This window comes from Ensifer adhaerens, assembly GCF_002007205.1.
Lineage (GTDB): Bacteria > Pseudomonadota > Alphaproteobacteria > Rhizobiales > Rhizobiaceae > Ensifer > Ensifer adhaerens_D.
Genome location: NZ_LAZS01000006.1, coordinates 1,070,018 through 1,089,500, shown reverse-complemented (window position 1 = coordinate 1,089,500; position 19,483 = coordinate 1,070,018). Strand labels below are relative to the sequence as shown.

Annotated in this window: 20 protein-coding genes; 12 read left to right on the top strand and 8 right to left on the bottom strand. The window is 63.3% G+C overall.

Features of this window, described 5'->3' with window-relative positions:
• Nucleotides 1-75: 75 nt before the first annotated feature.
• A complete protein-coding gene (locus XB14_RS17965; RefSeq protein ID WP_077962897.1) occupies nt 76-807 on the bottom strand; it encodes an alpha/beta fold hydrolase in 732 nt (243 codons plus the stop codon).
• Between the two features lie 215 nt (nt 808-1,022).
• Here XB14_RS17965 and XB14_RS17960 point away from each other — a divergent pair, with 215 nt between their 5' ends.
• From XB14_RS17960 to deoA, 9 genes are all read left to right on the top strand, one after another.
• A complete protein-coding gene (locus tag XB14_RS17960; protein WP_077962896.1) occupies nt 1,023-1,730 on the top strand; it encodes a lysoplasmalogenase in 708 nt (235 codons plus the stop codon).
• Nucleotides 1,714-3,132: a coniferyl aldehyde dehydrogenase gene (locus XB14_RS17955; protein ID WP_143348424.1), complete on the top strand. Its 1,419-nt coding sequence runs from the start codon at nt 1,714-1,716 to the stop codon at nt 3,130-3,132. The genes XB14_RS17960 and XB14_RS17955 overlap by 17 nt, the downstream gene beginning before the upstream one ends.
• 95 nt (nt 3,133-3,227) lie before the next feature.
• Nucleotides 3,228-5,558 carry a heavy metal translocating P-type ATPase gene (locus tag XB14_RS17950; protein ID WP_077962894.1) on the top strand — a complete coding sequence of 777 codons (2,331 nt, stop codon included), beginning with the start codon at nt 3,228-3,230 and terminating at the stop codon, nt 5,556-5,558.
• A gap of 245 nt (nt 5,559-5,803) precedes the next feature.
• Nucleotides 5,804-7,339 carry an ABC transporter ATP-binding protein gene (locus XB14_RS17945; RefSeq protein ID WP_077962893.1) on the top strand — a complete coding sequence of 512 codons (1,536 nt, stop codon included), beginning with the start codon at nt 5,804-5,806 and terminating at the stop codon, nt 7,337-7,339.
• Nucleotides 7,336-8,469 carry an ABC transporter permease gene (locus XB14_RS17940; protein WP_077962892.1) on the top strand — a complete coding sequence of 378 codons (1,134 nt, stop codon included), beginning with the start codon at nt 7,336-7,338 and terminating at the stop codon, nt 8,467-8,469. The genes XB14_RS17945 and XB14_RS17940 overlap by 4 nt, the downstream gene beginning before the upstream one ends.
• A gap of 4 nt (nt 8,470-8,473) precedes the next feature.
• A complete protein-coding gene (locus XB14_RS17935; RefSeq protein ID WP_077962891.1) occupies nt 8,474-9,445 on the top strand; it encodes an ABC transporter permease in 972 nt (323 codons plus the stop codon).
• Nucleotides 9,446-9,449: 4 nt separating this feature from the next.
• Nucleotides 9,450-9,842: a cytidine deaminase gene (locus tag XB14_RS17930; protein ID WP_034805117.1), complete on the top strand. Its 393-nt coding sequence runs from the start codon at nt 9,450-9,452 to the stop codon at nt 9,840-9,842.
• Nucleotides 9,839-10,645, top strand: coding sequence for a purine-nucleoside phosphorylase (locus XB14_RS17925; RefSeq protein WP_077962890.1), 807 nt, complete (start codon nt 9,839-9,841; stop codon nt 10,643-10,645). The genes XB14_RS17930 and XB14_RS17925 overlap by 4 nt, the downstream gene beginning before the upstream one ends.
• Nucleotides 10,642-11,958, top strand: a complete 1,317-nt coding sequence (gene deoA / locus XB14_RS17920; RefSeq protein ID WP_077962889.1) for a thymidine phosphorylase — start codon at nt 10,642-10,644, stop codon at nt 11,956-11,958. Before XB14_RS17925 ends, deoA begins: the two co-directional genes overlap by 4 nt.
• Here the strand turns inward: deoA and XB14_RS17915 are convergent.
• The 7 genes from XB14_RS17915 to XB14_RS17885 all read right to left on the bottom strand — a co-directional run bounded on the left by XB14_RS17915 (nt 11,951) and on the right by XB14_RS17885 (nt 17,433).
• Nucleotides 11,951-12,478, bottom strand: coding sequence for a TIGR02281 family clan AA aspartic protease (locus XB14_RS17915; protein ID WP_077962888.1), 528 nt, complete (start codon nt 12,476-12,478; stop codon nt 11,951-11,953). The genes deoA and XB14_RS17915 overlap by 8 nt on opposite strands.
• A 128-nt stretch (nt 12,479-12,606) precedes the next feature.
• Entirely contained in the window at nt 12,607-13,236 is a 630-nt protein-coding gene (gene upp, locus XB14_RS17910; protein WP_077962887.1) for a uracil phosphoribosyltransferase, read from the bottom strand.
• Nucleotides 13,237-13,354: 118 nt separating this feature from the next.
• Nucleotides 13,355-14,323 (bottom strand): adenosine deaminase, encoded by a 969-nt coding sequence (locus XB14_RS17905; protein ID WP_077962886.1) that lies wholly within the window; start codon nt 14,321-14,323, stop codon nt 13,355-13,357.
• Entirely contained in the window at nt 14,320-15,540 is a 1,221-nt protein-coding gene (locus XB14_RS17900; RefSeq protein WP_077962885.1) for a phosphopentomutase, read from the bottom strand. Before XB14_RS17900 ends, XB14_RS17905 begins: the two co-directional genes overlap by 4 nt.
• A 138-nt stretch (nt 15,541-15,678) precedes the next feature.
• On the bottom strand, nt 15,679-16,269 hold the full coding sequence (locus XB14_RS17895) for a TadE/TadG family type IV pilus assembly protein (protein ID WP_234804066.1): 591 nt from the start codon (nt 16,267-16,269) through the stop codon (nt 15,679-15,681).
• 7 nt (nt 16,270-16,276) lie between these two features.
• Complete coding sequence (locus XB14_RS17890) at nt 16,277-16,885, bottom strand: TadE/TadG family type IV pilus assembly protein (RefSeq protein WP_077962977.1); 609 nt, start codon at nt 16,883-16,885, stop codon at nt 16,277-16,279.
• Between the two features lie 134 nt (nt 16,886-17,019).
• Nucleotides 17,020-17,433 carry a pilus assembly protein N-terminal domain-containing protein gene (locus tag XB14_RS17885; protein WP_077962884.1) on the bottom strand — a complete coding sequence of 138 codons (414 nt, stop codon included), beginning with the start codon at nt 17,431-17,433 and terminating at the stop codon, nt 17,020-17,022.
• A gap of 258 nt (nt 17,434-17,691) precedes the next feature.
• On the opposite strand from XB14_RS17885, the gene XB14_RS17880 reads away from it, so the two are divergent.
• The 3 genes from XB14_RS17880 to cpaB all read left to right on the top strand — a co-directional run bounded on the left by XB14_RS17880 (nt 17,692) and on the right by cpaB (nt 19,427).
• Entirely contained in the window at nt 17,692-17,880 is a 189-nt protein-coding gene (locus XB14_RS17880) for a Flp family type IVb pilin (protein WP_077962883.1), read from the top strand.
• A gap of 102 nt (nt 17,881-17,982) precedes the next feature.
• Entirely contained in the window at nt 17,983-18,495 is a 513-nt protein-coding gene (locus XB14_RS17875) for an A24 family peptidase (protein ID WP_077962882.1), read from the top strand.
• A gap of 122 nt (nt 18,496-18,617) precedes the next feature.
• Entirely contained in the window at nt 18,618-19,427 is an 810-nt protein-coding gene (gene cpaB / locus XB14_RS17870; protein ID WP_077962881.1) for a Flp pilus assembly protein CpaB, read from the top strand.
• Nucleotides 19,428-19,483 lie beyond the last annotated feature (56 nt).

Genomic DNA, 19,483 nt, shown 5'->3' with positions numbered 1-19,483 from the left:
TGACGTTCTGGGGTAACAAAGCAAGGCCCAACCAGCGCGAAGCGCGCTCGGCGCCAGCACAACACCAAGTGCTTATCACTCTTGCCGCTGCGCCGCGATCACCTCAGCCAGAATTCGATTGAGCGCATCGGGCCGCTCCAAGGGAACATAATGACCGCAATCGGGGATGATACGCAGATGCCCATCGAGGGCGGCTTCCGCCTGGGAGGCGCTGATCTTTGGCCCGGGAGCGATGTCGTCCCCACCGCTGACGATCGTGATTCGGCCGGGAAACGCGCAGAGGCAATCATCCCGGCTCGGTCTCGTGTGGAACACGCTGACCCCGCGGGCGATCTCACCGGGTGAATGCCGCAGTGCCATCTTCTTCGCCTGGTCGATCACGGCGGCGCTCGTGGCGCGTGAGAACAACGGCGCCCAGTAGGTTTCCCAGGCCGCCTCCAGGCCATGCTCCTCGATCACCCGAAGAGCGCGTGTGTGGAAAGCCGGATCGGGCCGATGTCTCGCTTTCGTGCCAATGAGCACGAGAGAAGATACCCGTTCGGGCGCGATCATCGCGACCTCGAGTGCGCAGGATCCGCCGACGGAACAGCCGACCACGATGATGTTGTCGCCCTTGACCGGTTCGAGCGCGGCCCGCGCCCAGTCGTGAAGGGTCTCGCCTGCGCAATAGAGGCTTGGCGCATGGGATGCACCCGGCAGGAGACGCATCTGCTCTGCCCACATCGAGCCGTCGAGCGGCAAGGCGTGCAGCAACAGAAGCTCGGGCGCCGACTTTGGTCGCGGCCGCTTGGCGGGACTGGTGGTCATCAAAGCACTATGGGACAGCCGCCGGCAAAGGGGCAATCCGGGTGTGAAAAAAGCGGTTCATGACAAGGACGATCTGGAGTCACGTACCGTCAGGAAAACGTGGCCGCTCTCGATGTCGTGCGGCTGCGCTGGACAATCGCGTAAAAATAGAAACTATCGCCGTTACCGAAAACAGAGTCGAAACGCGGCTCGGACGCGGCGGGGAGTGGTGCTGCATGAGTTATGAGGGAACCTTGCAAGTTCAGCGAAATCGACCCGCCTACGCGCTTTTTTTTGTCTGTGCCGGCCTGGCAATCCTCGGCAGCCTGCTTTCCGCCTCGGACGATTCTTTCTGGCGCTGGCTGCATTATCTGACGAAACCGACGGCGACCCTGTTGCTTCTGGTCGCGGTGTTGCGAACGATCTCCCAAGCACCCAGCGCCTACGCCTGGGCGGTCGCCATCGGCCTCGTCTTCGCGGCAGCCGGCGACATCTTCCTCATGCTGCCGGGTGATTATTTCCTGGCGGGCCTTGTCTGCTTCCTGCTGACCCATTGCGCCTATATCTATGCGCTCACCCGTGATGCCAAATTTGCCGAAAGCAAAGGTATCTTCGCGGCCTTTGCCCTCGTTGCGCTCGCCGTTGTCGGTGGGCTCTGGACCTCGCTTCCTGCGGAAATGCGCATTCCCGTCATCATCTACGCGCTGGCGCTTGGCGCCATGGCAGCCCAGGCCATTTCCCGCGCCCGACAGCTTTCGGGAACGCCTGAGGCAATGGCTGCACGGCTCGCCGCCTATGGCGGCCTGTTGTTCCTGATCAGCGACAGCATTCTCGCCTATGGCCGTTTCCGCTTCGCAATCCCGTTCAACGCGCTCTGGGTGCTCGGCACCTATTATGCCGCCCAATGGCTCTTTGCCCGCTCGACCGATGATCACCTCCGCTGACAACTCTTCAGACCTTCGTGCCACCTTCGACCGCCTGCGTGCGGCCTGGCGCGACAATCGGCCGTCCGTCGAGCAGCGCCGCGCGGACCTGAGCCGGCTCAGGGATCGCCTGCGCACCCGCATGGAGGAGATGTGCCAGGCGATCGATCAGGATTTCGGCCATCGCGCGCGGCATGAGACATTGCTTGGCGAAGGTGGCGTCGTGCTCTCGGAAATCGACCACACGCTGGCGAAGCTCAACCATTGGGTTCGGCCGGAACGGCGAAAAGCCGGCTGGAAGCTATGGCCGGCGAAGGCCGAAGTGCGCTTCGTGCCGCTCGGTGTCGTCGGCATCATTTCGCCGTGGAACTATCCGGTCAACCTGGCGCTTGCCCCGCTGGTGGCGGCGATCGCAGCCGGCAACCACGTGCACCTGAAGCCGGCCGAACACACGCCGCGCACCGCGGAATTCCTTCGCTCGCTGCTTGCCGAAGTCTTTCCCGAGACGCGGGTGGCGGTCGCACTCGGGTCGGCGGAGCTTTCGGCCGCCTTCTCGGCACTGCCCTTCGATCATCTGTTCTTCACCGGCTCGACCGCCGTCGGCCGCAAGGTGATGGCGGCGGCCGCGCTGAACCTGACGCCCGTCACGCTGGAGCTCGGCGGCAAATCGCCGGCAATCGTCGGCGAAGCCGCGGATCTGGCCAAGGCCGCCACACGCATCGCAACCGGCAAGTTCTTCAATGCCGGGCAGACCTGTATCGCGCCCGACTATGTCCTGATCCATGAAGGCAAGCGCGACGCCTTCATCGACTTGCTGAAACGGGAAATCGCAGCCCGTTATCGTTCGAAGCGCGGCCTTAACGATTACACGTCGATCATCAATGACGGCCAGCACGAGCGCCTGAAGCGGCTGATTGCGGATGCCGAGGCGCGCGGCCATAAGGTCGTTCCCCTTCTCGAAGGCACAGAGGGCACCGCGGCGCGTCCGCGCATCCTGCCGCCAACCCTGGTCCTCAATCCGGACCGCGACAGCGCCGTCATGGCCGAAGAAATTTTTGGGCCGATTCTTCCCATCGTCAGTTGCGCTTCCATCGAGGAGGCTATAGCCTATGTGCTCGGTCGCGACCGCCCGCTTGCACTTTATTGCTTCAGTCGCGACAACGCTGAGATCGAGGCCGTCCTGTCACGTGTTGTTGCAGGCGGGGTTTGCGTCAACGACACGCTCTACCAGTTCGGCTGCAATGACCTGCCTTTCGGAGGCGTCGGCGCCAGCGGCATGGGCCACTATCACGGGCGCGACGGTTTCCGGACCTTCTCCGAGGCGATGCCGGTCTTGAGAAAACTTGATCCGGCGCCGAGCGACCTGGTGAAGCCGCCCTATCGGGGCATTGCCGACTGGGTCATCCGCTTCCTGTCGCGATAATTCGCCAAAAAATCTGCATTCAGGCAGCAATTTGGCCTTGTAGCTCTAGTTGCTAGAGGTCGTAGCCTTGCTTCAGAATTTGCAAGGAGCAGGTTATGGCGAGCACTATTCGGGAAGCCCGTTATCGCGTCGAAGGCATGGATTGCGCGTCCTGCGCGTCCAAGATCGATACGGCGGTGCGCAGGCTTTCGGGCGTCGAGGACGTGTCGGTTTCGGTATCGGCGGGCACCATGTCGGTCAGGTTTGCCGATGAGAACGATCTGGCGACCTCCATTGTGAGCAAGGTCGGAAAACTCGGTTATCGCCTGCATCCGATCAAGTCCGGCCAGGCGCCGGAGCGGAAAGCGGCACATGTCTGCTCCGGGCACGCTCACGATCATGATCACCACCATGACCACGACCACAATGACGACGGTCACAGTCACGCTCACGATCATGCCCATGATCATGGGCATCGACACGGTGACGACGCCCGTGATCACGCGGGCAACACCGGCCAGAAGGGCGAGACCGCGGCAGCGGCGATGGGGCTGCACGGCCACGACCATGGCCCGACGAGCGGTCCCTGGTGGAAATCGGGCAAGGGCAAGCTGACGATCGCCAGCGGCCTTGCGCTGATCGCCGCCTATGCCGTCGGCAAGACGATTCCGGCGACCGAGCCCTGGATCTTCACGCTGGCCATGCTCGTCGGTCTCCTGCCGATTGCGCGCCGCGCCTTTGCTGCCGCGACCATGGGCACGCCCTTTTCGATCGAGATGCTGATGACGATCGCCGCCGTCGGCGCGGTCTTCATCGGTGCGACGGAAGAGGCGGCCATGGTCGTGCTGCTGTTCCTGATCGGCGAGTTGTTGGAAGGCGTGGCCGCCGGCAAGGCCCGCGCCAGCATCCAGTCGCTGACGGCACTTGTCCCGAAATCCGCCTTTGTCGAACGCGATGGCCGGCTGGACGAAGTGACCGCCGAGGCGCTCCGCGTCGGCGCCGTCATTCTCGTACGCCCCGGCGACCGTATCCCGGCCGATGGCGTCATTCTGTCCGGTGAAAGCGCTGTCGACGAAGCGCCGGTGACCGGAGAGAGCACGCCGGTGCGCAAGGAAGTCGATGACACCGTGGTTGCGGGTACTGTCAATGGCTCCGGCGCGCTGCGCGTCCGGGTCACGGCCGCCGCTGCCGACAACACCATCGCGCGCATCGTCCGCATGGTGGAGGAGGCGCAGGAAAGCAAGGCACCGACCGAGCGCTTCATCGACCGTTTCTCCCGCTACTATACGCCGGGTGTCGTCGTCGTTGCGGCGCTGGTTGCCGTGCTTCCGCCGCTTCTCTGGGGCGGCTCCTGGGATGAGTGGATCTACAAGGGTCTCGCGATCCTCTTGATCGGCTGCCCCTGTGCGCTGGTCATCTCGACGCCAGCGGCGATCGCCGCCAGCCTTTCGTCCGGCGCAAGGCGCGGGCTGCTGATGAAGGGCGGCGCCGTGCTGGAGAATGTCGGCAAGGTCACGGCCGCCGCCTTCGACAAGACCGGAACGCTCACCGAGGGCAAACCGCAGGTGACCGATATCGTCGGCTTCGGCCGGTCGCAGGCTGAGGTCTTGCGCCTGGCGGCAGCACTTGAGCAGGGCTCCAGCCATCCGCTTGCCCGTGCCATCCTGGAGCGCAGCACGGCCGATGGGGTCGCCATTCCCAGTATCGCAACCGTGAATGCGGTCGGCGGCAAAGGGCTCGAAGGCACCGTCGAAGGCATCGCGCTGTTCTTCGGCTCGCCCAAGGCCGCCGCCGAGCGCGCGCCCATGACGGCGGAGGAAAAGGCGCGCGTCGCCGCCCTCAACGACGAAGGCAAGACGGTTTCGGTGCTGGTGGCCGGGGGCCACATCGCCGGCGCCATCGCCATGCGCGACGAACCGCGGCCGGATGCGGCGGTGGGTGTGAAAGCACTGACCGATGCCGGCCTGCGCGTTGTCATGCTCACCGGCGACAACCGCCGCACGGCCGAAGCGATCGGCCGCCAGTTCGGCATGGAGGTTCGCGCCGAGCTGCTGCCCGAGGACAAGCAGCGCATCGTGCGCGAATTGAAGGCGGAAGGCTTCAACGTCGCCAAGATCGGTGACGGCATCAACGACGCGCCGGCGCTGGCGGCTGCCGATATCGGCATCGCCATGGGCGGCGGCACGGACGTGGCGCTGGAAACGGCGGATGCGGCCGTTTTACATGGCCGGGTGGGCGATGTGGCGGCGATGATCCGGCTCTCCCGCTCGACCATGCGCAACATCGTCCAGAACATCACTATCGCGCTCGGCCTGAAGGCTGTCTTCCTGGTGACAACGATCATCGGCGTCACCGGCCTTTGGCCGGCCATCCTTGCCGACACCGGCGCCACCGTGCTTGTCACGATGAACGCGCTCAGGCTGCTTCGCCCCGTGCGCGCTGCCTGAACCATCCAGGCCTCCCAAGAAGAGAACCGGCGGCACCCGTTGTCGCCGGTTTTTCGCGTCCAAGTGCCTGTGTATATTCACGCTGGACTCTCACCAGCGATCTGATGAGAGTATAAGGAGATCACGGTTGAGGGCTTTCGCCCCGAAAAATCGATGATAAACTTAGACCAAATGGTAAAAAAATCGCCGGCACGGTTTCTGGGAAGAATGCCGAAGCGGGCCAGTTTGGGGATCGCAAGGCCAATATGGACAATATTGCCATCGAGCTGCGTGGGATCGACAAGAGTTTCGGTCCGGTCCACGCCAACAAGAACATCAATCTAAAGGTCCGAAAAGGGACGATCCACGGCATCATCGGCGAAAACGGTGCGGGAAAATCGACCCTGATGTCGATCCTCTACGGCTTCTATCAGGCCGATAGCGGTGAAATCCTCGTCGACGGAAAACCCGTCGCCATCCGCGATCCGAATGCCGCGATCGCCGCCGGCATCGGCATGGTCCACCAGCACTTCATGCTGGTCGAGAATTTCACGGTGCTCGAAAACATCATGCTCGGCGCCGAGGATAGCCAGATCCTCAACAAGGGCATCGCCAAGGCGCGCGTCGAACTGAAGCGGCTGGAGCGCGAATATGCGCTGGAAGTCGATCCGGATGCCGTCATCGAGGAATTGCCCGTTGGCTTGCAGCAGCGCGTCGAGATCCTGAAGGCGCTCTATCGCCGGGCCGATATCCTCATCTTGGACGAACCGACAGGCGTGTTGACGCCGGCCGAGGCCGATCACCTCTTCCGCGTCCTCGGACAGCTGAAGAACCAGGGCAAGACCGTCATCCTCATCACCCACAAGCTGCGCGAGATCATGGCGATCACAGACGAGGTCTCGGTCATGCGCCGCGGCGAGATGGTGGCGACGCGCACGACGGCCGAGACCTCGGTGGAAGAGCTTGCCGAGCTCATGGTCGGTCGTCGCGTCTTGCTGCGTGTCGAAAAGGGCGAGGCCAAGCCCGGTGAGGTGAAGCTTGCGGTCGAAGGCCTGACGGTCAAGGACGGCCGCGGCGTCACCATGGTCGACAACGTCTCCTTCAACCTGAAGGCGGGCGAGATCGTCGGCATCGCCGGTGTTGCTGGCAACGGCCAGTCCGAACTGCTCGAAGCGATCTCCGGCATTCGCCGTGCTGTGTCGGGTTCCGTGCTTCTGAACGGCAAGCCCATCGAGGTCACCGGCCGCGCCGATCCCTCCGAACTGCGTAATCGTGGTCTCGCCCATGTGCCGGAAGACCGCCACCATGTGGGTCTCGTCCTGAAGTTCGAGGAATGCGAAAACGCGATCCTCGGCTACCACCACGACAAGCGCTACCTCAACGGCGTCTTCCTGAACGTCGACGCGATCCGCAAGGATGCCGAGAAGCGCATCGCCGAATACGACATCCGCCCACCGAATCCGCGGCTGAAGACCGCCAACTTTTCCGGTGGCAACCAGCAGAAGATCGTGCTGGCGCGCGAAATGGAGCGCGGCCCCGATGTCCTGATCATCGGCCAGCCGACGCGCGGCGTCGATGTCGGCGCCATCGAATTCATCCATAGACGGATCATCGAGATGCGCGACCAGGGCATGGCTGTCCTCCTGGTCTCCGTCGAACTCGATGAAATCCGCGCCCTGTCGGACCGTATCCTGGTCATGTTCGCCGGCCGTGTGGTCGGTGAACGTGGACCGGACGCGACAGAAGGCGAACTCGGCCTGCTGATGGCCGGCGTTGAAGGCCGCAAGGAGGCCGCAGAATGAGCACCCCCTATGCCAAGCTTCCGGGCTGGGCCGAATATGGCCTCATCCCTCTGATCAACCTCGCCGTTGCCTTCCTCGTTGCCGGTCTTGTCGTGCTGCTCGTCGGTGAAAACCCGCTGGAAGCGGCCTATCACCTGATCAACGGCGCCTTCGGCCGCGGCGAATATCTCGGCTTCACCCTTTACTACGCCACCACCTTCATCTTCACCGGTCTTGCCGTCGCGGTCGCCTTCCATGCCGGCCTCTTCAACATCGGCGGCGAAGGCCAGGCCTATGTCGGCGGTATCGGCGTTGCGCTCGCCTGCCTCTGGCTCGACCAGACGATGCCGTGGTTCGTGGTGTTTCCGCTGGCGATCCTCGGATCCGCCTTCTTCGGCGCCGCCTGGGCCTTCCTGCCCGGCTGGCTGCAGGCCAAGCGCGGCAGCCATATCGTCATCACGACGATCATGTTCAACTTCATCGCCTCGAGCCTGATGGTCTACCTGCTGACGCGCGTGCTGAAGCCGCTCGGCTCGATGTCGCCGCAGACGCGGACCTTCGCCGAAGGCGGACAATTGCCCAAGCTCGACTGGCTGCTTGCGATCTTCGGGTTGGACATCGGCACGGCGCCGTTCAACGTGTCGTTCCTTTTGGCGCTGGTCGCGGCCTTCTGCGTCTGGCTGCTGATCTGGCGGACCAAGCTCGGCTATGAGATGCGCACCATGGGCCACAGTCCTTCGGCCGCGCGTTACGCCGGCATGAGCGAGAGCCGCATCACCGTCATCACCATGATGATCTCGGGTGCGCTTGCCGGCATGATGGCGCTGAACCCGATCATGGGTGAACAGGGGCGCATGCAGCTCGATTTCGTTCAAGGTGCCGGCTTCGTCGGCATCGCCGTGGCGCTGATGGGCCGCTCGCATCCGGCCGGCATCATCCCGGCGGCCGTTCTCTTCGGCATGCTCTATCAGGGCGGCGCCGAGATCTCCTTCGAAATGCCGTCGATCTCGCGTGACATGATCGTCATCATCCAGGGCCTGGTCATTCTCTTTGCCGGTGCGCTCGAAAACATGTTCCGGCCGGCGATCGCCCGGCTGTTCGCGATGCAGAGCCGCCGTGCGGCTGTCGTGGCACAGACCAAGGGAGCTTGAAGCCATGGATTTCTTCCACGTCCTCGTGGTGCTCCTTGAGTCCACCATCCGCGTATCCGTTCCGCTGATCTTTGCAGCGCTGGCAGGGCTCTTCACCGAGCGCGCCGGCATCTTCGACATCGGCCTCGAAGGCAAGATGCTCGGTGCGGCCTTTGCCGCCGGCGCCGTCGCAGCCGTCACCCAGTCCGTGTGGATGGGCCTGCTCGCCGCTATCCTGATCTCGATCGCGCTGTCGCTGGTGCATGGCTACGCCTCGATCACCCAGCGCGGCAACCAGATCGTTTCGGGCGTCGCGATCAACTTCATCGTCGCCGGCTCGACCGTCATTCTCGGCGAAGCCTGGTTCCGCCAGGGGGGCCGCACGCCGGCGCTCGGTGAGGGCGCGCGCTTCCAGACGATCACCTTCCCCTATGCCGACAGTATCCGGGAAATCCCGATCCTCGGCCCGATCTATTCGGACCTGCTTTCCGGACATTTCATCCTGACCTATGTTGCCTTCGCCATGGTTCCGATCAGCTGGTGGATCCTCTATCGAACCCGTTTCGGCCTACGCCTGCGCGCCGTCGGCGAAAATCCGGGCGCAGTCGACACGGCCGGTATTTCGGTGATCTGGATGCGGTATCGCGCCGTCATCTGCTGCGGCATTCTCTGCGGCTTTGCCGGCGCCTATCTGTCGCTGGCCATGACCGCCGGCTTCGTCAAGGGCATGACCGCCGGCAAGGGCTACATCGCGCTCGCGGCGCTGATCTTCGCCAAGTGGCGGCCGTTCAACATCATGCTCGCCTGCCTGCTTTTCGGCTTCCTCGACGCGCTGGCGATCCGTCTGCAGGGCAACCCGCTGCCGCTGATCGGCCAGGTGCCGGTGCAGCTGATGCAGGCGCTGCCCTATATCCTCACCGTGATCCTGCTTGCCGGTTTCATCGGCAAGGCCATCCCGCCGAAGGCCGGCGGCGTCCCCTATGTCAAGGAGCGCTAGAACCATGGAAAAGGAACTGTTCGAAGCCGCGCGTGACGCCATGGCCAAGGCACATGCGCCCTACTCGAAATTTCCGGTCGGCGCGGCGATCCGCGCCGAGGACGGAAAGATCTATACCGGCGCCAACATCGAGAACCTGTCGTTTCCCGAGGGCTGGTGCGCCGAAACCACTGCCATCAGCCATATGGTCATGGCCGGCCAGCGCAAGATCATGGAGGTGGCCGTGATCGCCGAGAAGCTGGCGCTTTGCCCGCCCTGCGGCGGTTGCCGCCAGCGGCTGGCGGAGTTTTCCGGCGCCAGCACGCGCATCTTCCTGTGTGACGAGACCGGCGTGAAAAAGACGCTGGCTCTGTCGGACCTGCTGCCGCACAGCTTCGAGACCGAGATTCTGGGATGACCGCGGCCGCTGAATTGCTGAAGGCCCGGCTCGGCGGTCTTTCTCCGCGCTACGGCATCGTGCTCGGCTCCGGCCTCGGCTCGCTGGTCAAGGCCTTGGACGAGACCTTGCGGCTCTCCTATGCCGACATCCCCGGCTTCCCGGTCAGCAGCGTCTCCGGCCATGCCGGCGAGCTCGTGGCCGGAACGCTCTCGGGCGTGCCGGTCGTCATGCTTTCCGGTCGGGTCCACTACTACGAGCAGGGCGACGCCAATGCGATGCGCCTGCCGCTGGAAACCCTGAAGGCGCTTGGCATCGAGTGCCTGGTGCTGACCAATTCCGCCGGGTCGCTGCGGGAGGATCTGCCGCCGGGATCGGTGATGCGGATTTCCGACCATATCAACTATTCGGGCTTCAACCCGCTGATTGGTGTCGAAAGCGACGACCGCTTCGTCGGCATGACCAATGCCTATGATGCCGATCTTGCCGCTAGAATGCAGGAGAGCGCCGATCGCCTCGGCATTCCGCTCCTCGCCGGCGTCTATATGTGGTTCTCCGGTCCGAGCTTCGAAACGCCGGCGGAGATCCGCATGGCGCGCGTCCTCGGCGCCGACGCCGTCGGCATGTCCACGGTTCCGGAGGTTATCCTCGCGCGCTTCTTCGGCCTCCGGGTCGTCGCCGCATCGGTGATCACCAATTTCGGTGCCGGCATGACCGGTGGCGAGATCAGCCATCACGAGACGAAGGACATGGCGCCGATCGGCGGCAAGCGGCTCGCCGCAATCCTCGCCGAAATGATCGCGGCCGACGCGGTGCGCGGGTGACGATGCTTCCGCAGGAAACCATCAGGCGCAAGCGCAACGGCGAACACCTCGCCCCGGCCGAGATCGCTGATTTCATTCGCGGCCTGTCGGATGGCTCGATCTCCGAAGGGCAGGTCGCCGCCTTCGCCATGGCGGTCTGGTTCTCGGGCATGAGCCGCGAAGAGACCGTGGCGCTGACGCTCGCGATGCGCGACAGCGGCGAAACACTCGACTGGAGTGGCGTTTCACGCCCGATCGCAGACAAGCATTCGACCGGAGGCGTCGGCGATAACGTCTCGCTGATGCTGGCGCCGATCGTTGCCGCCTGCGGCCTCGCCGTGCCGATGATATCGGGACGCGGCCTCGGCCACACCGGCGGCACGCTCGACAAGCTCGAATCGATCCCCGGCTATGATATCCAGCCGTCGGCGGCGGTGTTCCGCAGGACGGTGGACGGGATCGGCTGCGCGATCATCGGCCAGACGGCCAATCTCGCACCGGCCGACAAGCGCCTCTATGCGATCCGCGACGTCACCGCGACCGTTGACTCGGTACCGCTGATCACGGCCTCGATCCTGTCGAAGAAGCTCGCCGCCGGTCTTCAGTCGCTGGTGCTCGACGTCAAGCTCGGCAACGGCTCCTTCATGAGCGACACGCGCGAGGCCGAGATTTTGGCGCGCTCGCTGGTCGACGTCGCCAACGGCGCCGGCGTTCGCACCTCAGCACTTTTGACCGACATGAACGAACCGCTGGCCGACGCCGCCGGCAATGCGCTGGAGATCGACAATTGTCTGGCCTTCCTTCGGGGTGAAAAGAAGGGTACGCGGCTTGAAACGGTCGTGCTGGCTTTTGCCGCCGAAATGCTGGTGGCCGGCGGCGTCGCCGGCAATGCTGAACAGGCAGAAGTCCTGGCGCGAAAAGCGCTTGGCAGCGGTGCGGCGCTGGAACGCTTCGGGAAGATGGTGCATGCGCTGGGCGGCCCCGTCGATTTCGTCGAGCGCTCGGTCGCCTATCTCGGGCGTGCGCCGGTGATCGTTCCGGTTGAAGCCGAGCAGGCCGGTTATCTCGTTGCCTGCGAGACGCGGGAACTGGGTATGGCCGTCATCGCGCTCGGCGGCGGCCGTTCGCATCCGGACGACAGGATCGATCATCGTGTCGGTTTTGACGCGCTGAAGCCGCTCGGAACACGGGTGGAGAAGGGTGACGTGATCGCCTTCGTTCACGCCGCCGACGAGGACGCTGCGGCAGCGGCCCGACGTCGCCTGTTGGAGCTCTATACGATCGACGACGTCGAACCGGAGAAAAGATCGCCGATCCTGGCGAAGATCACCTGACGAGGTGCAGAGCGCGGTCCTCGACGCGGAAGGACGACAATCGGTTGAGAAAGGTCATGCCGATCAGCGTGCCGGAGAGCGCCTTGTCCGGCAGCACCAGCGCCTGCACGTCACGCACCGATATGCCGCCGATCTCAATACGGCCGAGCGTGGCCGGAGCTGCCCCGACGACGCCGTTGGCGGTGCTGACGCGCGCCGCCGTAAAGTCGAGCGCACCCGGAGAAATTCCGAGCCGCCGCGCGGTCGAAAGGTTGATGGCGATCGCACTGGCACCGGTATCGACCAGTCCGCGCTCTGTTCGCCCATTGATGCGAAAGGTGCCGAAGAAGTGGCCTCTCTCGTCGGCGTCGAGCACGACGCTGCGTCCCATCGCGTATTTTGCGGTGCTCGTCGGCGGCGCTGCAAGCTCCTTCGCGGCCTTTCCGTTGTCCTCTCGGGACAGGAAGGTGGTCGCGAGATTGGGGACGACCATTGCCGCGACTGCCGCAGCGCCGGCCAATGTCAGTAGACGGACGAGCATCGAAACCACCTCTCGATCGAACAGATGCTCGCACGAGTAGAACGGATGGCGCCTAAGACGGCATGAAAAAACCGCCGGGATCCGGCGGTTTTTTCATCGGCTTCAGATCCTGGTTAAGGATCAGGAAATCACTTGGTGCCGTACATGCGGTCGCCGGCGTCACCGAGGCCCGGCATGATGTAGCCGAGCTCGTTGAGGTGGCTGTCGATCGAAGCGGTGAAGATCGGCACGTCGGGGTGCGCGCTCTGGAAATTGCGGATGCCTTCGGGAGCGGCGAGGAGGCAGAGGAAGCGCATGTTTTTGGCGCCGCGCTCCTTCAGCTTGTCGATCGCCGCGATCGAGGAATTGCCGGTGGCAAGCATCGGGTCGACGACGATGATCAGGCGCTCCGACAGGCTTTCCGGTGCCTTGAAGTAGTATTCGACCGCCTCCAGCGTCTCATGGTCGCGATAGACGCCGATATGGGAGACGCGGGCCGAAGGCACGAGTTCGAGCATGCCTTCGAGCAGCCCGTTGCCGGCGCGGAGAATCGAGGCGAAGACAAGCTTCTTGCCTTCGAGGATCGGCGAGTCGATTTCCTGCAGCGGCGTTTCGATGCGCTCCATCGTCAGTTCGAGATCGCGCGTCACCTCGTAGCAGAGCAGCGTCGAAATTTCCCGGAGAAGCCGGCGGAAACCCGCGGTCGAGGTCTCCTTCTTGCGCATGATGGTCAGCTTGTGTTGCACAAGCGGGTGATCGATCACTGTAACGCCGTTCATGGCTCACCTTTCCGGATTTTTTGTATCCGTCCTTTTTCCATGGAATGCGTCGTCGCCGCAAGGGTATTGGCCGGCCGGAGACCGTCATCCCCAGCCGGCAAATCGTGACCTGCGGCCCCTAGATCCGCGCGAGCAGCCGCTGGCGCGTAGCCTCGTCGACAAAGGCGGCTTCGATCGCGGTCCGGGTCATGGCGTTGATCTCATCGTCGCTGAAACCCATCACCGCCGATGCGATGTCGTATTCCTGTGCGAGCGACGTATGGAAGAACGGCGGGTCGTCGGAGTTGAGCGTCACGCGCACGCCCGCCTCGTGCAGCGCTCGGAGCGGATGCGAGGCGAAATCCGGGAAGACCTGCAGTGAGATGTTGGAGCCCGGGCAGACCTCGAGCACCACACCGGCGTCGGCTAGACGCCCCACCAGATCGATGTCTTCGATCGCCCGGACACCGTGGCTGATGCGCGACGGGCGCACGTGGTCGAGCGCGTCGCGCACGCTGAAGGCGCCCGAGAGTTCGCCCGCATGGATCGTCAGCCCGAGGCCGGCGTCACGCACGATGTCGAAGGCGCGCGCGAAGTCGGCGACCTTGTGCATGCGTTCCTCGCCGGCAAGGTTGAAGCCGGTGACGAGCGCGTGCTCGCGCCTGGCCGCGAACTCGGCGGTCTTGATCACCGATTCCGGGCCGAGGTGGCGGATGCCCGTGATCAGCATGCGCGATTCGATGCCGGTCTTCTGCCGGGCGGCCTCCATGCCGGCCGCAAGCCCTTCCAGATAGGCGTGGGCACCTAGGCCGATCGTGTTGCCGTGGTCGGGCGAAACGATGATTTCGCTATAGATCGTTCCGGCCTCGGCAAGTTCGGTCAGATAGGCTTCCGCCAGCAGCGCGTAGTCTTCCTGGGTGCGAAACAGCGAGGCGATGGCATCGTAGCACTTCACGAAGCTGGTGAAGTCTTCCCAGACGTAGGTCTTGTCGCGGATGATCGCGCTGGTGTCGAGACCGTATTTTTCGGCCTGAGCCAAAGCCAGTTCGGGCGGCGTTGCGCCCTCGATATGGCAATGCAGTTCCGCCTTCTTCAGATGTGCGGTCAAATCAGGCTTCTCCCATGGTGGCCCGGCGCGATGCCTAGATGTTTGGCGACGGTTTCGCCGATATGCGTGAAGGTGTTGGCGACGCCGAGCGAGCGGCTGCGCAGCGACGGCCCGAACATCAGCACCGGGACGCGCTCGCGCGTGTGGTCGGTGCCGCGCCAGGTCGGGTCGCAGCCGTGGTCGGCCGTCAGGATGACGATGTCATGGGGCTGCAGGCGACGGTCGAGATCCGGCAGGCGCGCGTCGAAGGCCTCGAGTGCCGCCGCATAGCCGGCGACGTCGCGGCGATGGCCATAGAGCATGTCGAAATCGACGAAATTGGTGAAGACCAGGCTGCCGTCCTCGGCATCGTCGATGGCTGCGATGCTTGCGTCGAACAGCGCCATGTTGCCGTCGGCCTTGGTCAGCTTCGTCACGCCCTGGTGGGCGAAGATGTCGCCGATCTTGCCGATGGCGTGAACCGTGCGTCCGGCCTCCGACAGCCGGTCGAGGACCGTCGGTTCCGGCGGCAGCACGGAAAAGTCGCGCCGGTTGCCGGTGCGGACAAAGGTCTGCGGGCTCGTGCCGACGAAGGGGCGGGCGATGACGCGGCCGATGTTGTAGTCGTCGAGAAGGCGGCGGACGATCAGGCAAAGCTCGAGCAGTCGGTCGAGGCCGAAGCTCTGCTCGTGCGCCGCGATCTGGAAGACCGAGTCCGACGACGTGTAGCAGATCGGCTTGCCGCTGCGCATATGTTCTTCGCCGTGGCGCGCGATGATGTCGGTGCCGGATGCATGGCAATTGCCGAGGATGCCGGGGATGTTGGCCTCGCGGCAGATCGCTTCGACGAGTTCCGGTGGAAAGGCGTCGCCTTCGGCGGAGAAGTAGCCCCAGTCGAACATGACGGGGGTTCCGGCGATTTCCCAATGACCGGAGGGCGTGTCCTTACCGCGCGACACTTCGCTCGCAGCGCCATAGGCGCCGTAGACGCGATTGGGCACCGGCATGCCCTGGGGAATACTACCGGTCGCAAGCTTGGCCGCATGCATGAGCCCGAGCGCCGACATGTTCGGCAGGCTGAGCGGTCCTTCGCGCAAACCTGCCCGATCGGCGGCGCCAGCGGCGCAGGACTCGGCGATATGGCCAAGCGTGTTGGCCCCGAGATCGCCGAAGGCTTCGGCGTCCGGCGCTCCGCCTATGCCAAAGGAATCGAGAACGAATAGAAATGCACGCGCCATGATGCACCTGACAGCGGGCGCGATAGTCGCGGCCCGAAAACTTCGTGGAGGCGCCGGCGCCCTTCTAGGGGGCCAGCGCAATCTCGAAGGGATAGCGCCGCTCGGTGCTCAATGCAATTGCGTCGGACGACTGTCCGATCAGCAATCCGAGCATTTTATCGGCTGGGAAAGGCGCGCGTGGAAGTAAGCCGTCTCGGAGATATCGATGGTCTTCGCCGTGGCCTGAAGACCAGACGCATAGACCAAAAGCTCGTGTGGCACGATCAGTTCGGTGCGAATGACAAAGGACTGGCTGACCGCGAACTGACCGGGCAGGGAAACCTTCGTGTTCGCGGTGTAGGGCGTGCCGCCGCGTTGATCGCGCGACCACCGGATCGTGCCCTCATTGCTGTTCGTGACCTCGATGCCGGTGATCTTCAGCGTGTAGTTGGCGTTTCCGTAGGGCGCCAGGATGCTCTTGGCGATGTTCGACATGTTGGCGAGGAAGGCCTTGTTGACCTCCGTCTGTTGCGCGACGATGTCGGCGGTCGCACTTGCGGCGCGCGCGGTCTTGCCGGCAACGGTAAAGCCGACCGAGAGTTCGAACGCGCTGAGATAGGCCACTACCAGCAGCGGCGCGACGATCGCGAATTCGACGGCGCCGACGCCGCTTCGGTCGCGCCGCAGCGCGCCGAGGGCATTGGTGATCGGCTTGAGGCGCAGGATTTCTAACGCGGAATACGGGCTCACGGGCGCCTCACTCGCTCTCGTTTCGGAAGGTGGTGGTCGCCACCATGAGATAGTCCTTCGGCATGCTTGAACCGGCGGGCCGCAGGTTGGTGATGAACGGCCGGACGAGGTCCGTGTACACGCTCCAGCGATAATAGGCGCGAAGCATGTTGAAGGATCCGGGGCCGCCCGGGGCAAACTTGAAGCCGCTCGTGTCGATGTCGGTCGAATCGGCCTTCCGCGGGATCAGCACGGGAAACTTGCTGAGGTCGTTGACCGCCTTGACGTCCAGGAAGAATCGCGAGGGCTGGCCGGCTTCGGTGGCCGAGCACTTCATCAGAACCGAGATCTCCTCGCAGAATGCCTGGCGGAACTCGATCTCGCTCATATCGGTCGGTTTACCCTGCTGGAAGGTAATCTGGCCGGTGCGGACCTTGCGCGCCATCGTCTCGGTTGCGTTCGCCAGCAGCTGGTCGCCGTAGAAGGCCGCAAAGGTTTCAAGCGAGGCGAAGATCACCACGAAAAAGGGGAGTGCGAGGATGGCGAACTCGATGCTCGTCGTGCCCTTGCGGTTGCGAAGGAAGCGACTGAAAATGCCTTTTCGCCTGTTTTCGGCCGCCTCGATCGGCAACCCCATGCCCTGCTCGATGTTCATTGCACCGTCCCATCATGTTACGCCAGACGGGCGGCACATTATGAGGCAACCGTTGATATTTCGTTCAAAGGGATCATGCACATTTTAACGAATCACGGGCTTTGGACCCATAAAAATCAATTGGTGCTACCTGCGGTTTTGCGATCCGCATGGCGCTCGCAATTTGGCGTGCAGGAAAGAACGGTGCGCGACGTCTGTTTATAGACGCGCACCGTGTTGCCCTCGTCGATCGAAACCAGGATTCGTTCGTCGACCATGGCGTTGCCATCCTGATCGAGGATGACCAGATTGGTCGTGCCGAAGTTGCGGCCGGTAATGACGATCGTACGCGCATCCGCGACCGTTGCGTCCGCCACCTCGGCGTTGCCGATGATGACCTTGCTGATCGGCCGATCGAGCTTCAACACGCGCGCGTGATCCATATACACGCGCATTATGTCGCTTTCGGCGGCGGCTGCGGCCGATGGGACGAGGGCGGCGATCGCGAAGGCGAATATGGCGGCGCGGCCGGCCGCGGATGGCGTGGTCATGGCGGGTCCCTGAGGTGGTGGTCAGGCCATACTTACCGGTCTTGGTGAATGAACCGTTAAGTCGGTCTTGTCGGGACTTTGCGCAGGCTTCGCCGTTTTCTGTTCGTTTACCCAAAAATCAGGGACGTCTCGTTAACCTTCAGGTAACCGCCTTCCTTAAGTCGATGGCAATGCGCCAGGACTAGTTTGAGGTTCATCCGATCAACGGCAACAGTTGGCGGAAGTGCTGAACAACAAACGTGAAGTAGGAGAATCATCATGAAGAAGATTTTTGCCCGTCTGATGAAGGACGAGTCCGGCGCGACCGCCATCGAATACGGCCTGATCGCAGCCCTCATCTCGGTTGCCCTGATCGCTGGTGCCAGCACCCTCGGCAACGCGTTGAACGAAGCATTCGATGGCATCGGTGATCGCGTCGGGACGGAAACGAGTGGCGTGAGAGGCTAAGTAAGAACCTGAGGTGGAGCCGCCCCTTAAGGCGGCTCCACAGCTATCTGGACTCCTGAGAGCAACGAAGGTTGCGTGTACTCACCTCGGAGGCGGGGACCCATGACCGAGGCTGCGATCTTTGTGATTTTCCCCTTTTGCCTGGGGTTTGCAGCGTTTTCCGACCTGCTGACGATGACGATCCCCAACCGTGTCTCCGCGATCCTGCTGGGCGCCTTCTTCCTCGTTGCACCGATGGCGGGACTGGGCTTTGCCGAGATCGGCCTGCATCTGGCCGCTGCCGCACTCGTCTTTGTCGTATGCTTTGTCCTGTTTGCCACCAACGTTATGGGCGGCGGCGATGCGAAGCTGCTGACGGCCAGCGCCCTCTGGTTCGGCATGACGCCGTCGTTGACGGCCTTTCTGCTCTACGTCTCGATCTTTGGCGGCCTGCTGACGCTTGCGGTACTCTTGCTGCGCCGACAGGAGAACACGATTCTCGCGAGCGGCATTCCCTTCCCGCATCTGCTTCTGACGGCCAAGAAAATTCCTTACGGGATAGCGATCGCGCTTGGCGGCTTTGCCGCCTACCCCTCGTCGCCGCTCGTGGAAGCGGCTTTTGCGCGGCTCTCTTGAGAGGCCCCTGCGCGCCGACGATCAGCTTTCGTTAACCGCCCTCATAAGTAATCCGTTAACCATAATTACACCAATTCCTGATCAATCTGAGCCTGGCATTCTTTCGGGGCTCGGAAACAATCATGAAACCGGTTCGCATCATCATACTGGCAGTGGCCGTTCTTTCGGCTGCGATGGCCGGTCTTTTGGCGATGAAGCTGACGCGCGCCCCTGCGCCGCATCTGGCTGAACCGGTCGTCGAGCGCGCGCCCTCCGTCAATGTGCTTGTCGCCAGCAAGAGCCTGCCCGTCGGGTCGAGACTGGGCGGTGACTCCATCCACTGGATGGCCTGGCCGAAGGACGGGGTGGTCGATGGCGTCATTACCGAAGAAAATCAGCCGTCGGCGATCGACGATCTGAGCGGCGCGGTCGTGCGCCTGCCGATCTTCAACGGCGAACCGGTGCGCCGCGAAAAAGTCGCAGACAGTTCCAGCCGCATCATGTCGTCGCTGCTGCCGGCGGGCAAGCGTGCCGTCGCGACCGAAATCACCGTCGCCACCGGTGCCGGCGGTTTCATCCTGCCGAACGACCGTGTCGACGTGATCATGGTGCGCAAGGGCGACGGCGAGCTCTACCTGACCGAAACCGTGCTCAGCAATGTGCGCGTACTCGCGATCGACCAGCAGGTCGAGGAGAAGGACGACGGCACGAAGGCGGTGGTCGGAACCACGGCCACGCTGGAACTGACCCCCGACCAGTCGAAGGTGATGACGGTCGCGCAGCAAATGGCGGAACGCATTTCGCTGGCGCTCAGAAGCGTCGCGGATGCGCAGGAGCCCGACACGGACGCCGCGGACTATCTGCTGAGCGGCGACGGCCAACCGAACATTCAGGTCATCAAGTCCGGTTCCATCGTCAAGAGTGATGGCTCGGTCGGCCAGGCACAGCAATAAGCAGCAGCAAGAAACACGAGCGGGAACCAGGTTAGAACGGGGCACAAGGTGAAACG